This is a genomic window from Pseudomonas sp. MS646, from assembly GCF_036693845.1.
GTDB classification, from domain to species: domain Bacteria; phylum Pseudomonadota; class Gammaproteobacteria; order Pseudomonadales; family Pseudomonadaceae; genus Aquipseudomonas; species Aquipseudomonas chlororaphis_E.
In genome coordinates this window covers 1846991-1865401 of sequence record NZ_CP144763.1, presented here as the reverse complement: position 1 = coordinate 1865401, position 18411 = coordinate 1846991, and the positions used below count along the sequence as shown (strand labels likewise).

Below are 18411 nucleotides of genomic sequence, written 5' to 3'. Positions count from 1 at the left end.
CGGCGTTTGACTGAAGCCCGATGGGTTAAGGCCCACCCTCCCCCAACAACCGATACCCCACCCCCGCCTCGGTCGCGATGAAGCGAGGCCGGGTCGGGTCGTCGGCCAGTTTCTGGCGCAGGTGACCGACCACGATCCGCAGGTAATGGCTGTCTTCGACATGGGTCGGGCCCCAGATGTCCTTGAGCAGTTGCTGCTGGGTGATGACCCGCCCCGGGTGCCGCGCCAACTGCGCCAGAACCGCATATTCCTTACGGGTCAGGGCCACCTCGGCGCCATCCAGCAACACCCGTCGGTAGGCCAGGTCCACCGTCAGCGGGCCGAATCGCAGCGCCGCTTCCTCAGGCGCCCCGGCCGGGGCCTGGCGCAACAGGGCGCGGATGCGGGCGAGGAATTCCTGGATCCCGAACGGCTTGGTCACGTAATCATTGGCGCCGTTGTCCAGCGCTTCGACCTTCTGCGCTTCGCTGGCTCGCACCGAGAGCACCATTACCGGCACCGTCGACCATTGGCGCAACTCCCGCAGCACCTGCTGGCCGTCCATGTCCGGCAACCCCAGGTCGAGCACCAGCAAATCGGGCTTGTTCAGCGCCGCCTGGGCAAGCCCTTGCGCCCCCGTGCCGGCCTCCAACACCTTGTAGCCTTGGGAGGCCAGGCTGATACGCAAGAACTTGCGGATCTGCGGTTCGTCATCGATGACCAAGAGGGTCGCGGTCTGGTTCATGGGGCTCGTTCAACGCTGGGTGGGTAGCAAGCGGCAAGCATATCGCAGGGCCGCTCAGGCTTCATCGTCCAGGCCCGGTTGCGTCTGCAACGGCAGGTGCAAAGTGATGCAGGTGCCGCGCCCGTCCAGGCCATCACCCACGCTGATGCGCCCACCATGGGCGCCGACCATGCCCTGACAGATCGCCAACCCCAGCCCGGTGCCCTGCCCGCCGCGGTCGCCACGGGCAGCGGTGTAGAACATGTCGAAAATCTTCTCCCGCTCCTCTTCGGGAATGCCCGGCCCTTCATCGGCGACGGCAAAGAACACCTCGCTGTCCGTCGCCCCGGCACTCAACCGGAGCCGCCCATGGGCCGGCGAGAAACGCGCAGCGTTCTCCAGCACGTTCACCAGCGCCTGCTCGATCAGCGCCGCATGGACGTACAGCAACGGCAGTTCAGGCGAGGCTTCAACCGCAAGCGCCAGGGGCGCCAACACCGCGCGCAGGCGGTTCAGGGCACTGCCGACGATATCGGCCGGCGACACCCAATCGCGCGCCAGTTTCAGCGCGCCGTGCCCCAAGCGGGTCATGTCCAGCAGGTTCTGGATATAGCGGTCCAGTCGTTCGGCCTCATCGCGCGTCCCTTCGAGCAATTCGCGGCGGTCCTCCAGCGGGATCGCCTCGCCCAGCGCCAGCAGGCTGTCGATGCTGCCACGCATGGCGGTCAGCGGTGTGCGCAAATCATGGGACACCGACGCCAGCAAGGCACTGCGCAACTGTTCGGTTTCCCCGTGCAGGCGCGCCGCTTCCAGGTCCTGGGCCAATTGTGCCCGGGCCAGCGCCTGGGCCAATGGCTGGCTGAGGGCCGCCAGCAAACGGCGGCGCTGGCCACTGAGCTGCGCGCCTTCCATCGGACACACACCCAGCAAGGCCAGCGGGCCGCCCTCTGCCGACAGCGGCCACCACCACCAGCGTCCGGATGGCAACGTCCCAGTGCCGGCGCCGGCCGGTTGATCGTGCTGCCAGGACCAATCGGCGGCCGCGCGTTCGGCTTCGGTGAACGTCAGCGGTTCGCCGCTCTCGACCTTCCAGTGACCTTGGCCGTCGCGGTTGAGCAGGCACAGTTGCAAGTCGTGCCCGCCACCGAGGTGCTGCGTGGCGGCGCTGATGACGGCCTGGCGATCGGTAGCGGCGGTGAGCTTGCGCGACAGGTCGAGCAGTTCACTGGTTTCCTGCTGGGTGTCGCGCAGCGCCTGCAACTGGCGACGCTGGCGGGCGGCCAGGTTGCCGGTCAACGCGGCCATCAAGAGAAAGAACACCAGGGTCAGCACGTCTTCTTCGCGCTGGATGGTGAGGGAAAAATTGGGCGGGATGAACAGGAAGTCGTAGGCCAGGAACGACAGCGCCGCGCAAGCCAGCGCCGGGCCGAGGCTGCTGCGCACGGCCACCAGCAACACCGCCATCAGGAACACCAGGGAAATATTGGGCAACGCCAACACCCCCGAGATCCCCCAAGCCAGGGCACTGGCCATGACTGTCGCGACCAATGCCAGCACGTAATCGAAGCCGGTCTGCACGCGGCTTGAACGCACACGAGCCGGGCGCGGTTGTTCGTCGCCGTCCAGCACGTTGATTTCCAGGCCTCGGGCATCGCGCAGCAGCCGTGAGGCCAGGCCACCGCCCAGCCAACGTCGACGCAGACGGGGGCTGGACTGGCCCACCAGCAACAGTGTGGCGCGACGTTCGCTGGCATGCTGGATCAGTGTCCGAGCCACCTCCGCGGCCCGCAGCAGCACCACTTCGCCACCCAGGCGTTCGGCCAGTTGCTGGGCATTCTGCAAGCGCTGGCGCGAGGCTTCGTCGCGGAGACTGCCGTTGTCCACGTGCACCAGGCTCCATGGCAAATGCCGCCGCTGGGCGACGCGACTGGCGTGGCGTACCAGACGCTCCGCCTGGAGGTCACCGTCCACGCCCACCAGCAATCGCCCACGCACAGCCGGAGCGGCCTGGCCCAGTTGTCGATAGCCCTGGGCCAGATCGTTATCGACCTGGGCAGCGGCGGTCTGCATGGCCAGCTCGCGCAAGGCGGTCAGGTTGGTCTGGGTGAAGAAGGCGTCGATGGCCGCGCGAGCCTGTTCCGGTACGTAGACCTTGCCATCGCGCAGGCGCTCCAGCAGCTCGCGCGGCGGCAGGTCGATCAGCAGCAACTCGTCGGCCTCCTGCAGGACCCAGTCCGGCAGCGTCTCGCGCACCTGCACGCCCGTGATGCCGCGCACCTGGTCGTTGAGGCTTTCCAGGTGCTGGACGTTGACGGTGGTGTAGACATCGATACCGGCGGCGAGCAGGTCCTGGATGTCTTGCCAGCGCTTGAGGTGGCGGCTGCCCGGGGCGTTGCTGTGGGCCAGCTCATCCACCAGGGCCAGGGCCGGCCGGGCCGCGAGCAGACCGTCGAGGTCCATCTCCTCAAGCATCACGCCGCGATACTCCGAACGCACCAGCGGCTGCTGCGGCAGGCCGCCCAACAGCGCTTCGGTTTCACTGCGTCCGTGGGTCTCGACCACACCGGCAATCACCTTCACGCCCTGGCGCAGTTGGGTGTGGGCCGCTTGCAGCATGGCGTAGGTCTTGCCGACGCCGGGCGCCGCGCCAAGAAAGACCTTGAGCCGGCCACGGCCGTTGCGCGGTAGATGGGCTAACAGTGCGTCGGCGCGGCCGGAATCGCTCATGTTGGGGGTCTCGTTCAGGCATTAATCAAGCCCTTGTGAGAGCGAGCTTGTTCGGGATGGCGGTGGGACCGTCGCCACTCAGGCCGACTGATACAAAGCCATAGCGAGCAAGCTCGCTCCCACAGGGTTTACAGCTTTTGCAGCGCCAGGTTCAGCGCCAGGACATTCACCACCGGCGGCCCCACCAGGGGTTGCTCGACATGGGCATCGAGCAGTTGCTCCAGCGTCGAGACCGGCAGGTTGCGCGCCGCAGCGACACGCGCCAGTTGATAGGCAATTGCGCTCGGTGGCAAGTGCGGGTCCAAGCCACTGCCGGAGGTGGTCAGCAGCGCCAGCGGCACCGGGCCTGCGCCGGGCACCTGCAACTTCTCGGCGTCGGCGATCACTCGTGCCGCCAGGGCCGGATTGCTGGGTGACAGATTGCTCGCGCCACTGGCGACCGTGGCGAAGGCCGCGGCCGATGGCCGTGGATGAAACCAGGCGTCGCCCGTGAAGTCCTGGGCGATCAACAACGAGCCGCGGACCTTGCCCTCGGCATCCCTCACCAGGCTGCCGTTGGCCTGGGCGGGAAACGCGACTTGCGCCACGCCCGTGACCACCAGTGGGTAAGCGACACCGGTGACCAGGGTCATCAGCAGAATCAGGCTCAGGGCCGGGCGTATCAGAGTGGACATTTCAAACTCCTCGAATCAGAACACACAGGTGTGGCGAGGGCGCCTGCCAGAAGTGCAGTCACCTCAAACCAGCCTCAACGCCGTCAACGCCATGTCGATCAGCTTGATCCCCACGAACGGCACCACGATCCCACCCAGGCCATAGATCAGCAGGTTGCGCCGCAACAAGGCCGCCGCGTTCGCCGCTTGCACCCGTACGCCGCGCAAGGCCAGGGGGATCAGCACCACGATGATCAGGGCGTTGAAGACAATGGCCGACACAATCGCGCTTTGCGGGCTGCTCAGGTGCATCACGTTCAACACGCCGAGCTGTGGATAAATCGAGGCGAACAGCGCCGGCAGGATCGCGAAATACTTGGCGATGTCGTTGGCGATGGAGAACGTCGTCAGCGCACCACGGGTCACCAGCAATTCCTTGCCGATCTGCACCACGTCCAGCAACTTGGTCGGGTCACTGTCGAGGTCGACCATGTTGGCGGCTTCCCGCGCCGCCTGGGTGCCGTCGTTCATGGCCATGCCGACATCGGCCTGGGCCAGGGCCGGGGCGTCGTTGGCACCGTCGCCGCACATCGCCACCAGCCGACCGTCATTCTGCTCATGGCGGATGCGCGCCAGTTTTTTCTCCGGCGTGGCCTCGGCCAGCACGTCGTCGACGCCTGCCTCTGCGGCAATCGCGGCGGCGGTCAGCGGGTTGTCCCCCGTCACCATCACCGTGCGGATGCCCAACTTGCGCAACTCGGCGAAGCGTTCGCGAATGCCTGGCTTGACCACGTCCTTGAGATGAATGACACCCAGCAGCTTGCCGTCCATGCACACCAGCAACGGCGTGCCACCGCTCTGAGCGATTTTGTCGACTTCCCGGGCCAATGCCGCCGGCAACTCGCTGCGTGGCATACCGATGAACTCCAGCAGCGAATCCACGGCGCCCTTTCGATAAATGCGCCCTTGGTAATCGACCCCGGACAAGCGCGTTTCGGCGCTGAACGGCACGGCGGTCAGCGACTCGAGGCCAGGTTCGGGCAGCGGATGCAGGCCTCGCAGATACTCGACGATAGACTTGCCTTCGGCCGTATCGTCGGCCAGCGACGCAAACAGCGTACCTTCGGCCAACTCCCTGGCGCTCACCCCAGGGGCGGCATGCACCGCGGCACAGCGTCGGTTGCCAAAGGTGATGGTGCCGGTCTTGTCCAGCATCAGCACATGCACGTCCCCCGCCGCCTCCACCGCGCGACCGGACTTGGCGATCACGTTCAAGCGCACCAGCCGATCCATGCCGGCGATACCGATGGCCGACAGCAGCCCACCGATGGTGGTGGGAATCAGGGTGACCAACAGTGCCACCAGGAACACCAGTGGCAGGCTGCCGTTGGCGAAATGGGCGAAGGGTTGCAGCGTCACCACCACCAGCAGAAAGATCAGCGTGAGGCCAATCAGCAGGATGTCCAGCGCCACTTCGTTCGGGGTTTTCTGGCGCTTGGCCCCTTCCACCAGGGCGATCATGCGGTCCAGGGTGGACTCGCCAGGGTTGCTGGTAATGCGCACCAGCAACCAGTCGGAGACCAGCCGAGTGTTGCCGGTGACCGCCGAACGATCGCCGCCGGACTCGCGGATCACCGGCGCCGATTCACCCGTGATCGCCGCCTCGTTGACGGCAGCGATGCCTTCGATCACCTCGCCGTCCCCGGGAATCATCTCCCCGGCCGCGACACGCACCACGTCGCCCTTGCGCAGACGGGTAGCGGGCACCACTTCAAATCCGTTGGCGGTCTGGCGCCGTGCGCTCAGGCCTTCGCTGCCGGCCTTGAGGCTGTCGGCTCGCGCCTTGCCGCGCCCCTCGGCCAAGGCTTCGGCGAAGTTGGCGAACAGTACGGTGAACCACAGCCACAGGGCGATCTGCACGGCGACGAACGTCGGCACCGCTGTGTCGGGAACGAAGCACAGCACGGTGGTGAGGATGGCGGTCAGTTCCACCACCAGCATCACCGGGGCCCGGTGCAACTGGCGCGGGTCAAGCTTGACGAACGCTTGCACCAGCGCCGGTCGCCACAAGGACGAGAAGTTGGTTTTCAGGGGTTCCGACGTCTTGGCGACGACGGCTTTGCTCATCGGCATATTCATTATCAATTCCTCAGAAGCCCATGCTCAGGTGTTCGGCGATCGGCCCCAAGGCCAGGGTCGGCAGGAAGGTCAGGCCGCCCACCAGCAGGATCGTCACGGTCAACAAAGTGACGAACAGCGGGCCGTGGGTGGGGAAGCTGTTCTGCCCGATCGGCGCGGTTTTCTTCAGTGCCAGGCTACCGGCCAACGCCAGCACCGGCAGGATGTAGCCGAAACGACCGATCAACATGCCCAGGCCCAGCATCAGGTTGTGGAAAGGGGTATTGGCGCCGAACCCACCAAAGGCCGAGCCGTTGTTCGCCCCCGCCGAGGTGTAGGCGTACAGCAACTGGCTGAAACCGTGGGCACCCGGGTTGCTCACCGCGGCTGCCGGCCCGGGCAGGCTCGCGGCGATGGCGCCCAGCACCAGCACACTCACCGGCATCACCAGCAGGGTGACCACCAGCAACTGCACTTCCCGGGCGCCGAGCTTCTTGCCCAGGTATTCCGGTGTGCGGCCGATCATCAACCCGGACAGGAACACCGCGATCAGCACGTTCAGCAACATGCCGTAGAGCCCTGCGCCGACGCCGCCGAAAATCACCTCGCCGACCATCATGTTCACCAGCGCGACCATGCCGCTCAGCGGGTTGAGGCTGTCGTGCATGCCGTTGACCGAGCCATTGGAGGCTGCCGTGGTGGTCACCGACCAGAGCACCGTCGCGGTCGTCCCGAAGCGCGCTTCCTTGCCTTCCAGCGGCGCGGTTTGTTCGACGGCGGGGTTGTTCAAGGTCGGGTTGGGCTGGTACTCGGCCCACAGCGACGTGGCACCGCCGATCAGGAACAGCACCAGCATGCAGGCGATGATTGCCCGGCTCTGGCGCAGGTCCTTGACGTAATGGCCGAAGGTGAACACCAGCGCGGCAGGAATCAGGATGATCGACGCGAGCTCGAACAGGTTGCTCCAGGCCGTCGGGTTCTCGAATGGGTGCGCCGAGTTGACGCCGAAGAACCCACCACCGTTGGTGCCCAATTGCTTGATCGCAATCTGGCTGGCCGCCGGCCCCAGCGGGATCACCTGATCGGCGCCCTGCAGGGTCATCCCATGCACATAGTGAGCGAAGGTCTGCGGCACGCCCTGCCACACCAGGAAGAGCGCCAACAGCAGGCACAACGGCAACAGCCCGTAAAGGGTGGCGCGGGTCATGTCGACCCAGAAGTTGCCCAGCGTCGCGGCGGACTTGCGCCCGATCCCGCGACACAACGCTACCAGCACCGCCAGTCCGGTGGCGGCGCTGACAAAGTTCTGCACCGTCAGGCCGACCATCTGGCTCAGGTAGCTCACCGACGCCTCGCCACTGTAGGACTGCCAGTTGGTGTTGGTCATGAAACTCACGGCCGTGTTGAAAGCCTGGGTCCATTCCATGTCTGGCAGTTGTTCGGTGTTGAGCGGCAGATGCCCTTGAAACAGAAGAATCGCAAACAACAGCACAAAGCCCGCCAGGTTGAACGCGAGCAAGGCCAGGGTGTATTTCTGCCAGCTCTGCTCAGCGCCGGGATCAACGCCTGCCAGCCGATAGCAACCCCGCTCCACGGGCCCGAGAACCGGAGAGAGCCAGGTACGCTGGCCCTCCATCACCCGGTAGTAAAAACGCCCCAGCAACGGTGCTGGAATCAGCACCAGGGCGAAAAAAGCGAGGATCAGCCCGAAATCATAACCGTGCATAGCCGCTCCTAGTTCCGATCCGCGCGCAACAGCGCAACCAGCAGGTAAATGAACAGCGCCACTGCCAACAGCAGCGACACCCCGTCCAGAACACTCATGGGATTTCTCCGTCGTACGGCGTCGTGCCGTGTGTGGAGTGATTGTCGACAGGGAGGGCGTAAAGGAACGAGATCGAGAGATCGGTTGGGGGATAAAGAATCTGTAAAAAATCGGCTGAATCGATGGTTGGGCGGGCTTCTTCGCGAGCCAGCCCGCCGACTGCTCAGCGCAAGTCCAGTGTGGGAGCGGGCTTGCCCGCGAAGGCGGCACTATCAGCGCCAACGCCCTCAACTGGCGCACAACAGGGGCACATCAAGCAAGGAACATCCCCGATACGACAGGATTTCACCCGTTGCGACCGCCCCCGACATACTGGCACGCCCACTGCACTGCCCTCCCCAGCGCTTTTGCTATGGATCGAGGGGAGCCACCGATGAACACACAACTCAAACCCACGCTGGGTACCCTGCATTTATGGGGGATCGCCGTCGGGTTGGTGATATCCGGCGAGTATTTCGGCTGGAGCTACGGCTGGGGCGTGGCCGGGACACTGGGTTTTCTGGTGACGTCATTCATGGTCGCGGCCATGTACACCTGCTTCATCTTCAGCTTCACCGAACTGACCACGGCCATTCCCCATGCCGGCGGACCGTTTGCCTACAGCCGTCGTGCCTTCGGCGCGAAAGGCGGATTGATCGCCGGGCTGGCGACGCTGATCGAGTTCGTCTTCGCGCCGCCCGCCATTGCCTTGGCCATCGGGGCCTACCTGAACGTGCAATTCCCGGCGCTGGACCCCAAGCACGCGGCGGTTGGCGCCTACATCGTGTTCATGGGCCTGAACATCCTCGGGGTCAAGCTGGCCGCGACGTTCGAACTGATCGTCTGCGTCCTGGCGGTGGCCGAGTTGCTGGTGTTCATGGGCGTTGTCGCCCCGGCCTTCAGCTTCAGTCACTTCGCCTTGAACGGCTGGGCCGGTTCCGACGTATTCGGCGCCCCTGCCATTGCCGGGATGTTCGCCGCCATCCCGTTTGCCATCTGGTTCTTCCTGGCCATCGAAGGCGCGGCCATGGCGGCCGAAGAAGCCAGGGACCCGAAACGCACCATCCCCAAGGCCTACATCAGTGGCATCCTGACCCTGGTGGTGCTGGCGATGGGAGTGATGTTCTTCGCCGGCGGCGTCGGTGACTGGCGCACCCTGTCGAACATCAACGACCCGCTGCCACAGGCCATGAAAACCGTGGTCGGCGAAAGCTCCGGCTGGTTGCACATGCTGGTGTGGATCGGCCTGTTCGGCCTGGTGGCGAGTTTCCACGGCATCATCCTGGGCTACTCGCGGCAGTTCTTCGCCCTGGCGCGCGCCGGCTACCTGCCCGCCTCCCTGGCCAAGCTCTCACGCTTCCAGACGCCACACCGCGCCATCATCGTCGGAGGCCTGATCGGCATTGCCGCGATCTACAGCGACGGCCTGATCAACCTCGGCGGCATGACCCTGACCGCCGCGATGATCACCATGGCGGTGTTCGGTGCGATCGTCATGTACATCATGAGCATGCTCAGCCTGTTCAAACTGCGCAAAACCGAGCCCAACCTGGAGCGCACCTTCCGCGCGCCGGGCTACCCTCTCGTGCCGGGAATCGCCCTGGTATTGGCGGTGGTATGCCTGGTGGCGATGGCCTGGTTCAATGCGCTGATCGGCCTGATCTTCGTCGCGTTCATGGCGGCGGGCTTCGTCTACTTCACCCTGACCGCACAACTGCGAGCGGCGGCTCCAGCCGATGCAATGCTGACCGGGCCTTGAGGTGAAGCCGGCCGAACGGGCGTAGTATGGAACCACTGCGAACGAGCTTCGCTCATAAGTGGTAGGCGCGGCAGATTGGCGAACAGACGCCCACTGGCCGCGCCCTCAAGGAGAGCCCTATGCCCTGGTATGCCTGGTTGATTCTGATTGTTGCAATCGGCTCGATCGTTGGTGGTCTGATGATGCTGCGCGACACCGCCAACAAGGTCGAGTTGACGGACGAACAACGCAAGCGTGTTGCCGAGCGCAACGCCGAGATGGACGCGAAGGAGGCCAAGGATCGTTGAGTGCTGGCTGCTGGCTGCTGGCTGCTGGCTGGCACAACACTGTGGAGTGCTGCCTGACACAAAACTTTTGTGGCGAGGGGATTTATCCCCGTTGGGCTGCGCAGCAGCCCCAAAACCTGTCACGCGGTCTATCTGATCGACTGGGTGGGTTTTAAAAGGGGCCGCTGCGCGCCCCAGCGGGGATAAATCCCCTCGCCACAGAAGGCCGCGTCCTGTCCGCCTACTGCGTTACTTCTCCCAATCCGCCCTGGCAATGTGCAAGCCATGCAACCCCTTGTACGCCGCCCGCTCAGGCTGGCTCCAGCCTTCCAACAATGCGTGGTCCAACCGATAGATCTCCACCCCCAGTGGCCGACAGACGCTCAATGGATCCTGCGCATCCGGCCCCCACATGGCCAGTGACAGGTCACCGCCCGGGCAGGTGGACAGGGCGCACAACAGATCAATTTCGGCAAAGAACTCCAGGTAATCGCCTTTCTGTGCCGGACAGGCCTTCATGAAGTACATGTCGTCATGGTTCAGCCCGGTGCACTGGAAGATATTCAGCACGTCGTGTACATCGAACTCGGTCAAGCCGTGGGGCAACACCGCGCGAGTCAGGTTCGAATGGCAGTGATGGTGGAAATCCTCGCCGGTCAGCATCTTGTTGACGTAAGGGTCGCAACGCGTGCCCAGCAGATCGTGCAACCGCCCCCCGTGCTCATCGATGCCATAACCGGCCAGGCTGTCGTCGGTGATGGTCACCAGCGGCCGCAGGAACGGCAAGTTCGACCACAACCGGTCGTGGGTACTGACATGGGCGCCCTGCAACTGCCGGGTACGCGCCGCCCACAATCGCTCCCGCGGGTCGTGGGCGTTCCAGACGTTGAAGTCGCCGACCTGCGGGCCCTGCGGCGTGGTGACACGAAAGACGTGCCCGGCGGGTACATGCCAGGCACGGCCAGTGCGAATGGGGACTTCGAACTGCTCGATCAGCGTGCGCTGGTCCTGCCGGGTACGGATTCGGTCGTAGAAAGGCTTGTCCACCTGGAGGGCGGAACCTTTGCTGACCTGGTAGGCAGCTGGGTAGTCTTTGTACATGGCAAGGCTCCTTGATCGCCTGTTAGCGAGCGGCCGATGAGGCTATGAGGCTGCTCATCCAACGGGATATGAACGGTGAGGTCGAGTCCAGCGTCATGCTTCAGTTTGAATGGCCTATAAGCGGCAAAAAAGTGGATCAATTCACTCAAAGAGCGAACCCACGCAGCCCGCTATCGATAAAACGGAAAAAGCCAGTCCCATCGACTGGCCATTCCTTCGATTCAGCTCAATTCACTTCCAGTTTATCCCGATTTTTGTCCAGGATTGCTTTACCAATGCCCTTGACCTCCAGCAACTCTTCGACTGACGAAAAAGCGCCATTACTTTCACGATATGCAACAATTGCATCAGCCTTCGCCTTACCTATCCCAGTCAGCTCACGCTGAAGCGTCGTAGCATCTGCCTGGTTCAAATCCACCTTGCCCTCTTGCGAAGACACCGAGCTCTGCACCACAGGAGGCATTGCCACCTCGGGCTTGACCACTGCGGTCGCGCCTACCGCGACCGAGGCATTGGCCAGGAGGGCAAAAATCAGCGGGTAAAAATATCCTTTACGCATAAAATGAAGCTCCTTGATACCGTCAAGAGGAAGCAGCTTTGTGACGCTGCATTCCAAACTTAGGCGATGATTGAGGGCTGTCAAAAAGGCGACCATTGCAAAAAATGTAATAACGAGGCGTATTAGACTTTCAGGGGCTCACGCGAATGGGTAGGTCAATCGCATCCCACGCGAGCGAAACGGTGACGGCAAAAACACATCGATGCTCAAGCTAAGGCCACCTACTTCGAGCTGCGAAATCCCCTGCAAGAGCCCCTGCTCCCGGGTTTATCAATCGCCATGACCCTTTCGCTTTGCCTTTAGCACAGAAAAATTTGAGCAGTTACTTTATTATCAGTCGCTGGATCAATGGCTTATAAGCCAATAATCTTACGAAACTTGCCAACACAGGGTGGTGTTCCAACCATCCAATGGAACGGATAACAATGAGCGATCATAAAGATTACTTCGTGCATTCCCACGCTTTATGCGAAACCTCCCAGATAGGCAAAGGCACTCGGGTTTGGGCCTTCACCCACTTGCTACCCGGGGCCAAAATCGGCCAGGACTGCAATATCTGCGACCACGTGTTCATCGAAAACGACGTCGTCGTAGGAGACCGGGTAACAATCAAATGCGGTGTTCAGCTGTGGGATGGTGTTTCCATCGGAGACGATGTGTTTATTGGTCCCAACGCCACATTCACCAATGACCGCTTTCCGAGAAGCAAGGTCTATCCTGAAAGCTTCGACAGAACCGTAATAAGCAAAGGCGCCTCCTTGGGCGCCAATTGCACTATTCTTCCAGGAATAACTATTGGGGAGAACGCGATGATTGGCGCAGGGGCGGTGGTCACCCGTTCAGTGCCCGCCAATGTCACGGTGGTGGGTAACCCAGCAAAGATACTGCAGCGCAAGGATGAAGGCCAAAACCAGGCTTGAACGAGCCTTTGGACGGTTTCGGCACCCAAACAGAATGGGCACATCCTCAATTTTCCTGAAGGTGTGCCCTGCGCATTTATCGAACGTCTTTATCATCGTTCAAGAACAAGCGGGGCAGAGACCGTTGCTTACCCTGACCAGTGAACGCTCAGCCTTGATCAAGGGTCGCGTCGTCTTTGCTGGTGGATCCAGTCCACTATTTCTCCATCGGGTGCATAACCACTGACTGTATCGCGCAACAACTGGCGTACACGCGAATAATCGTCAGTCTCGACGGCGGTGATCAACTCAGCCAATTTACCCTTCAACGCATCCCAAGGTATGAAGTCTTCATTGGCACTCATAATCATCGGATGAGAAGTTTGCACTACGTTATCGCCAATCAATAACTCTTCGTACAACTTCTCTCCAGGCCGCAGCCCCGTGAACTCTATGGCAATGTCTCCATGGGGGTTCTTTTCCGAACGCACACTGAAGCCCGACAGATGAATCATCTTCTCGGCCAGTTCGACGATCCTGACCGGTTCTCCCATGTCCAATACGAAAACATCCCCCCCCATCCCCATGGCCCCGGCCTGAATAACCAGTTGTGCAGCTTCTGGGATCGTCATGAAATATCGGGTGATTTTCGGATGAGTGACGGTCAGCGGTCCACCTGACTTTATCTGCTTATGGAACAAAGGGATGACCGAACCTGACGAGCCGAGAACATTACCGAAACGAACCATCGTGAAACGGGTTTTATTGACACGTGATACGTTGGCATTATCGCCAAAAAGCACCGGTGCTATTTCCCGGCTAAGCGCCTGCAGCGTTAGCTCTGCCAGACGTTTGGTACTGCCCATGACGTTGGTAGGACGTACAGCCTTGTCTGTGGAAATCAAAACAAAATTGGCAACCCCTGCCTGCAGCGCCGCTTGGGCGGTATTCAATGTACCAATGACGTTGTTCAGAACACCTTCGGCAATATTATGTTCGACTATAGGAACGTGTTTATAGGCTGCTGCATGGTAGACAGTGTTCACTTGCCATACATTCATCACGTCAAGCAGTTTACGCGGGTTGGTTACTGAACCCAGGATCGGCAAAAGACGTACGGAAAGGGACTTCCTGGCAACCTGCTGCTCCAACTCGGACAAGATGCTGTACAGATTGAACTCGCTATGTTCGAACATTATTAATGTCGACGGGCGCAATTCAAGTATCTGGCGGCACAGTTCCGAGCCGATCGACCCTCCGGCGCCCGTCACCATAACCACCTGCTCCTTGATGCAATGCTCGAGCAAGCTCTCCTGGGCCGGTACTGCATCACGGCCTAACAGATCGGCGATATCGACTTCCTGAATGTCGTCAACTTTTACGCGCCCGCTTGCCAAGTCCATAAAGCCGGGAATACTGCGTACGTGAAGGGGGAAGCCTTCGAGGAAGCCCAAGATCTCACGACGCCTTACCCGGTTTGCCGAGGGAATGGCCAGTAGAATTTCCTGAGCCCCCGTGACATCGATCATGCGCTGAATGTTTTTGGGTTTGTAGACCTGCAGACCCGCGATCACCCGATCGGCGATACTGCTATCGTCGTCGATAAACGCTATCGGACGCATGACACGCCCCATACGCAGTGCAGCTACCAATTGGTTACCGGCAGCACCTGCGCCATAGATGGCGACCTTTGGCAATCCATCGTCACGATTCGTGAAAGGAACATGCTGCGCCGCCGTGAACCAGTCGCCCAGGAAGTACTGACGCATCGCCAGGCGCAGTCCGCCAATCATGATCAGACTAAGCCACCAATAGTTGAAGATGATCGACCTGGGCACAATGTTCTGATGATTGCTGTACCAGAAGACGACGATCCCCAGAATCAACGAAGAGAGGCTGACAGCCTTGATGATGGCGATAAGTGCGTCATTGCCAAAGTACCTCATCACCGCGCGGTACATTCCAAAACGGATAAACAACGGAATCGCGATGGCCGGCGCACTCAGGAACAGAACCTGATGGGCAGTGAATGGATTGATCAGCGCATCGACGCCCAAACGCACCACAAACGAAAGCCACAGCGCCAACCAGACCAGAACGATATCCGCAGACACTTGAATCAAGCGCTTCTGCCGGCGCGATAGCTCCAGCAAGAAAGTTCGTAATTTATCCATAAATCCTTTGGGTACCTAATAAAACGGCTGAACAGTCAGTCTCTTCTCGATGAAGATCCAGAGGCCAGAAACCTAAACCAGTTTCTGCTGAGTACCCTCTGCCAAGCCAGCTCGAAACTTCAGTGCCAGTAAAATCAAAGGTACATACGCTACCAGTACCCCAACAACGCCTTGCACAACCCCCTCGACCACCAGAAAAGCCATAGGCAGCAGCCACAGCAGATTAAGTGCCCCCACTGTCAATGTCACAGGCAAATGTTGCTTGTAATGCCGCGAGGCGAATTGGTAGGCATGGCTGCGATGAGCTTCGTAGAGCTTTTCTCCTCTCAGTAGACGGCGAATCAGCGTCACTGTTGCATCCACGATAAAAACGCCGAGCAAGATCAGCCAGGCAAAAAACAGATCAGACGATATCCAGGCAGACTGAAGTGCAAAAATGCCCAACGTGATACCCAGGAAACCACTCCCGGCATCGCCCATGAAAATCCTCGCAGGCGGGTAATTCCAGCACAGGAAGCCCAGCACAGCACTGGCAAGCAACAACGGACCGACAACGTTGCCAGCACCCTGCAACCCACCTAGCAGCGCAGCACTCAGGCAGACCGTTATAGCCTCGACACTGGCGATCCCGTCGATACCATCCATAAAATTATAAAGATTCAACATCCAGACCAGGAACAACGCCGCAACCACATAACCAAAAACACCCAACTCCACGTTCATGCCGAACATGGAAAGCGGTGCAAGGCCACCGACCCAGTATAACGCCCAAAACGCGGCGATAAAGTGACCCAACAGGCGCCATCTGGCAGCAATATGCCCATGATCATCCAGAAAACCCAGGATAGCCACCAACGATCCTGCCCCTAAGAGCGCCGCGACCGGATTCAATGGCAGGATGCCCAGGAAAAACAATGCCGCCACCGCTGCGAAAAAGCATAGGACAATTGCCACCCCGCCGCCTCTGGGCGTGGGTGCAGTATGGGAACTGCGGGCGTTAGGTACGTCTATAAGACTGCGAGCCAATGCATACCGACGCAGGACCCAGGTCAGCAGGAAGGAAGCAATCGCGATAACCGGCAAAACGAACCACAGCATTAAAAACTCCTTTATTCAGACTGTTCCGGTCTTGAACGACACTTTTCTGCGGACAACATAAACTCCCGTGCCGACCTGACAAGCTCATTGCGAGAAGAAAAAGGTGGTGTCCACCCTAATAGTTTCATCGCCTTTGCGGGGTTGACAACGAAAGATCCACACAACTGGGTTACCAAAGCACGCTTACCGACGAGCTGGCCGGCCGCATAAATGAGCTTGACAGGAAAATAGAAAACCCGGGGCCGCTTCCCCATGCCAACAGAAAGAGCATCAATGATTTCCGGCAAGGCGAGGTCGTCACCGTCGGATACAAGAAATAACTCTCCAGCGGCATCGGGATGAATGGCGCACACGCGTATAAAATCAGTCAAATTATCAAGAGAGATCATGCTTCTTCGGTTGGCGACCCCAGAAAAGGGCAAGGGCAAACCGCTCCTGACGAGTTTCAACAGACGTTGGAAATTACCCGGCGCATTGGCCGCATAAACAAGGGGCGGACGGATAATAACCAATTCCATCCCACTGGCACCCTCTATGTATGCACGGCTGAGGGCGACTTCGGCCTCGTACTTGGATAAAGCATAATCCTTGACGGGGGTGGCAGGGCTGGTTTCGTCAATAGGCGCTAATCCGGTTTCGACCCCGTTGACACCAATAGAACTGACGAAAATAAAGCGCTTGACTCCGCGCTGCTCCGCAATGGAGGCGAGCCTCAAGGTGAAGTCTCTGTTCACCTTGAACATCGCCGAGACATCCTTGGCGGCTTTGCCAAATTGATGCGCCCTGCCCGCGAGATGGACAACGATATCTACGCCAGACAACGCTTCGGAAAGGAACTCTTCATTGTCCAGCTCACCGAACAGGCATTCATAATCTGCGGCGGCCGCCGAAGGCTTGCGCATAAGCGCACGCACGGCAAACCCCTTTGCCTGAAGATCAAGACACAAAGAACGCCCAATAAAGCCACTTGCCCCCGTCACTAGGATCTTCATTTTTTGTTCACCAGCATAATAATTTCATCAAGCCAGCCGGCCAGGCTATAGCGATGATAAATATGAGGATCAACAGCCTTATAAGGCCGTTCAAGAAACGCCTTGCTGATAACGGGTTCCCAACGATCAATGACAAGAATATTATCTTCAGCGTAAAAATCGTACTGTTTAACGCTTGCGTTGGTGGTAACCAGTTTCTTCCTTGCCCCTAATGTTTCCAACGTACGCATGGTCAACCCCGTCTGCTGAGGATGCTCTATATCGAGTATCGCATTTGAAACGTTAAAAACACGCTGAACCTCAGACTTGGGTATCGACGCGAATTTGAAATTACTTTTCCTGGCATTCCGATAGGCGCGATTAAAGCAGCGATAGAACCAATAAACCCAATTGGCCTGCAAGTAAAGATACCAATATCTTCTTGTTGACGCATCCAATTGGCGATCTATTTTATCGACAATAAAAAACCGATCGGTGTGTGCTGTACCAATAAAACTTATATCGTATTCTGTCTTCGTCTCGACGACAGCATTAAAACCCGCCGAAAAAAATAAAGGCCGAAAATTGACATTGTACTTTTCAGCATCATTTTTATCGAAGGTAAACACACTATCAAAATACTTTAGATTATGAAGCGTCTGTTGTCGATTGGAAAAAGAATCCCACATATATAAGATAAATTTTGCCTTTGGATACCGTTCACGCCACGCAGAAAGTGTTTTCGCAGAGAGCGTCTGTCCATTGACAACAAAAACGTAGTCAAACTCCGTATGAACGGAGCTCATCTGTCGTTCATAATATCGATCGGCAGCGCCGATTACCCACGCGTGACGAAACTTTGTGAGCGCCTTTAGAAAAGGCGATTCGAATGGACGGTCCAATAGAAAAGTGACGCTGGCGCCCTGTTGCTCCAGTTCTCCCTTTATCTCGGACTCATAACCAAAAAACATCGGAGCCACGTATAAGACGTTTTTATTCTTTAACAATTCATTCACACCAACGTCGCTCGCTGTTTAACGATTTTTGCAGGCATGCCGGCGACGATGACATTTGCCGGCATACTCGTCAGCAACACCGAGTTGGCGGCCACCGTAACATTATCGCCCACCGTTATCCCCCCCAGCACTTTCGCCCCGGCACCGACTACCACATCGTTACCAATAACGGGACGGTGGTCCGCGTCGTAGGTAAAATCCAGATCCTTGGCGCCCAGCGTCACGCCTTGATAGATAACAGCGTTTGCGCCTACGCTGACAGCACCGATAACGGTTCCCTGGGTATGGGGGAAAAACAGGCCCGGACCAATTTTGCAGGCAACCGCTATTTCTATCCCAAAGACGGTGTAATTCAACAAGGAAAAAAACCGGCCGATTATTTTCAGCCCGTTGGAATTCATTGAATATGCTAGCCTGTAGAGCAGCACGGGAGCAAATCTAGGAGAAACCATAGCCAACACCAACTTTATCTTTGACCTGGTCGCAGGAGCCTTGAATAGTGCCCTCTGCCTCTCAATGTCTGCGCACAACAGACGCCACAAACCCGGGTTGTCCTGCTCCAT

Annotated in this window: 16 protein-coding genes; 3 read left to right on the top strand and 13 right to left on the bottom strand. The window is 59.3% G+C overall.

Annotation, left to right across the window (positions count from 1 at the left end; genetic code table 11):
* Positions 1 to 25 precede the first annotated feature (25 nt).
* The 6 genes from V3H56_RS08265 to kdpF form a co-directional block, all read right to left on the bottom strand.
* Positions 26 to 724, bottom strand: a complete 699-nt coding sequence (locus tag V3H56_RS08265) for a response regulator (protein WP_047737555.1) — start codon at positions 722 to 724, stop codon at positions 26 to 28.
* A gap of 54 nt (positions 725 to 778) precedes the next feature.
* Complete coding sequence (locus V3H56_RS08260; protein WP_338474441.1) at positions 779 to 3430, bottom strand: sensor histidine kinase KdpD; 2652 nt, start codon at positions 3428 to 3430, stop codon at positions 779 to 781.
* A gap of 128 nt (positions 3431 to 3558) precedes the next feature.
* The gene (gene kdpC / locus V3H56_RS08255; protein WP_047737560.1) at positions 3559 to 4104 is read right to left on the bottom strand and encodes a potassium-transporting ATPase subunit KdpC; all 546 of its coding nucleotides are present in this window, start codon (positions 4102 to 4104) and stop codon (positions 3559 to 3561) included.
* A 63-nt stretch (positions 4105 to 4167) separates the two neighbouring features.
* Complete coding sequence (kdpB, locus tag V3H56_RS08250; RefSeq protein ID WP_338474777.1) at positions 4168 to 6216, bottom strand: potassium-transporting ATPase subunit KdpB; 2049 nt, start codon at positions 6214 to 6216, stop codon at positions 4168 to 4170.
* A 16-nt stretch (positions 6217 to 6232) separates the two neighbouring features.
* Positions 6233 to 7927 carry a potassium-transporting ATPase subunit KdpA gene (gene kdpA / locus V3H56_RS08245; RefSeq protein WP_338474440.1) on the bottom strand — a complete coding sequence of 565 codons (1695 nt, stop codon included), beginning with the start codon at positions 7925 to 7927 and terminating at the stop codon, positions 6233 to 6235.
* 8 nt (positions 7928 to 7935) lie between these two features.
* Positions 7936 to 8025, bottom strand: a complete 90-nt coding sequence (gene kdpF, locus V3H56_RS08240) for a K(+)-transporting ATPase subunit F (protein ID WP_003218754.1) — start codon at positions 8023 to 8025, stop codon at positions 7936 to 7938.
* A gap of 374 nt (positions 8026 to 8399) precedes the next feature.
* Here kdpF and eat point away from each other — a divergent pair, with 374 nt between their 5' ends.
* Together eat and V3H56_RS08230 are read left to right on the top strand one after the other, a co-directional pair.
* On the top strand, positions 8400 to 9764 hold the full coding sequence (gene eat / locus V3H56_RS08235) for an ethanolamine permease (RefSeq protein ID WP_338474439.1): 1365 nt from the start codon (positions 8400 to 8402) through the stop codon (positions 9762 to 9764).
* Positions 9765 to 9883: 119 nt separating this feature from the next.
* The gene (locus V3H56_RS08230) at positions 9884 to 10051 is read left to right on the top strand and encodes a DUF2897 family protein (RefSeq protein ID WP_003183831.1); all 168 of its coding nucleotides are present in this window, start codon (positions 9884 to 9886) and stop codon (positions 10049 to 10051) included.
* Between the two features lie 228 nt (positions 10052 to 10279).
* Here V3H56_RS08230 and V3H56_RS08225 read toward each other — a convergent pair whose 3' ends face one another.
* Together V3H56_RS08225 and V3H56_RS08220 are read right to left on the bottom strand one after the other, a co-directional pair.
* On the bottom strand, positions 10280 to 11131 hold the full coding sequence (locus V3H56_RS08225; protein WP_338474438.1) for a DUF1989 domain-containing protein: 852 nt from the start codon (positions 11129 to 11131) through the stop codon (positions 10280 to 10282).
* Between the two features lie 226 nt (positions 11132 to 11357).
* On the bottom strand, positions 11358 to 11690 hold the full coding sequence (locus V3H56_RS08220; RefSeq protein WP_042728060.1) for a ComEA family DNA-binding protein: 333 nt from the start codon (positions 11688 to 11690) through the stop codon (positions 11358 to 11360).
* A 425-nt stretch (positions 11691 to 12115) separates the two neighbouring features.
* Here V3H56_RS08220 and V3H56_RS08215 point away from each other — a divergent pair, with 425 nt between their 5' ends.
* Positions 12116 to 12610 carry an acyltransferase gene (locus V3H56_RS08215; protein ID WP_042728061.1) on the top strand — a complete coding sequence of 165 codons (495 nt, stop codon included), beginning with the start codon at positions 12116 to 12118 and terminating at the stop codon, positions 12608 to 12610.
* Between the two features lie 158 nt (positions 12611 to 12768).
* Here V3H56_RS08215 and V3H56_RS08210 read toward each other — a convergent pair whose 3' ends face one another.
* The 5 genes from V3H56_RS08210 to V3H56_RS08190 form a co-directional block, all read right to left on the bottom strand.
* Positions 12769 to 14763 (bottom strand): nucleoside-diphosphate sugar epimerase/dehydratase, encoded by a 1995-nt coding sequence (locus tag V3H56_RS08210; protein ID WP_042728062.1) that lies wholly within the window; start codon positions 14761 to 14763, stop codon positions 12769 to 12771.
* Between the two features lie 72 nt (positions 14764 to 14835).
* Positions 14836 to 15861 carry a glycosyltransferase family 4 protein gene (locus V3H56_RS08205; RefSeq protein WP_338474437.1) on the bottom strand — a complete coding sequence of 342 codons (1026 nt, stop codon included), beginning with the start codon at positions 15859 to 15861 and terminating at the stop codon, positions 14836 to 14838.
* Positions 15862 to 15872: 11 nt separating this feature from the next.
* Positions 15873 to 16853, bottom strand: a complete 981-nt coding sequence (locus V3H56_RS08200) for an NAD-dependent epimerase/dehydratase family protein (protein WP_042728064.1) — start codon at positions 16851 to 16853, stop codon at positions 15873 to 15875.
* The gene (locus V3H56_RS08195; RefSeq protein ID WP_338474436.1) at positions 16850 to 17848 is read right to left on the bottom strand and encodes a hypothetical protein; all 999 of its coding nucleotides are present in this window, start codon (positions 17846 to 17848) and stop codon (positions 16850 to 16852) included. The genes V3H56_RS08200 and V3H56_RS08195 overlap by 4 nt, the downstream gene beginning before the upstream one ends.
* Positions 17845 to 18411, bottom strand: coding sequence for a serine O-acetyltransferase (locus V3H56_RS08190; RefSeq protein ID WP_338474435.1), 567 nt, complete (start codon positions 18409 to 18411; stop codon positions 17845 to 17847). Before V3H56_RS08190 ends, V3H56_RS08195 begins: the two co-directional genes overlap by 4 nt.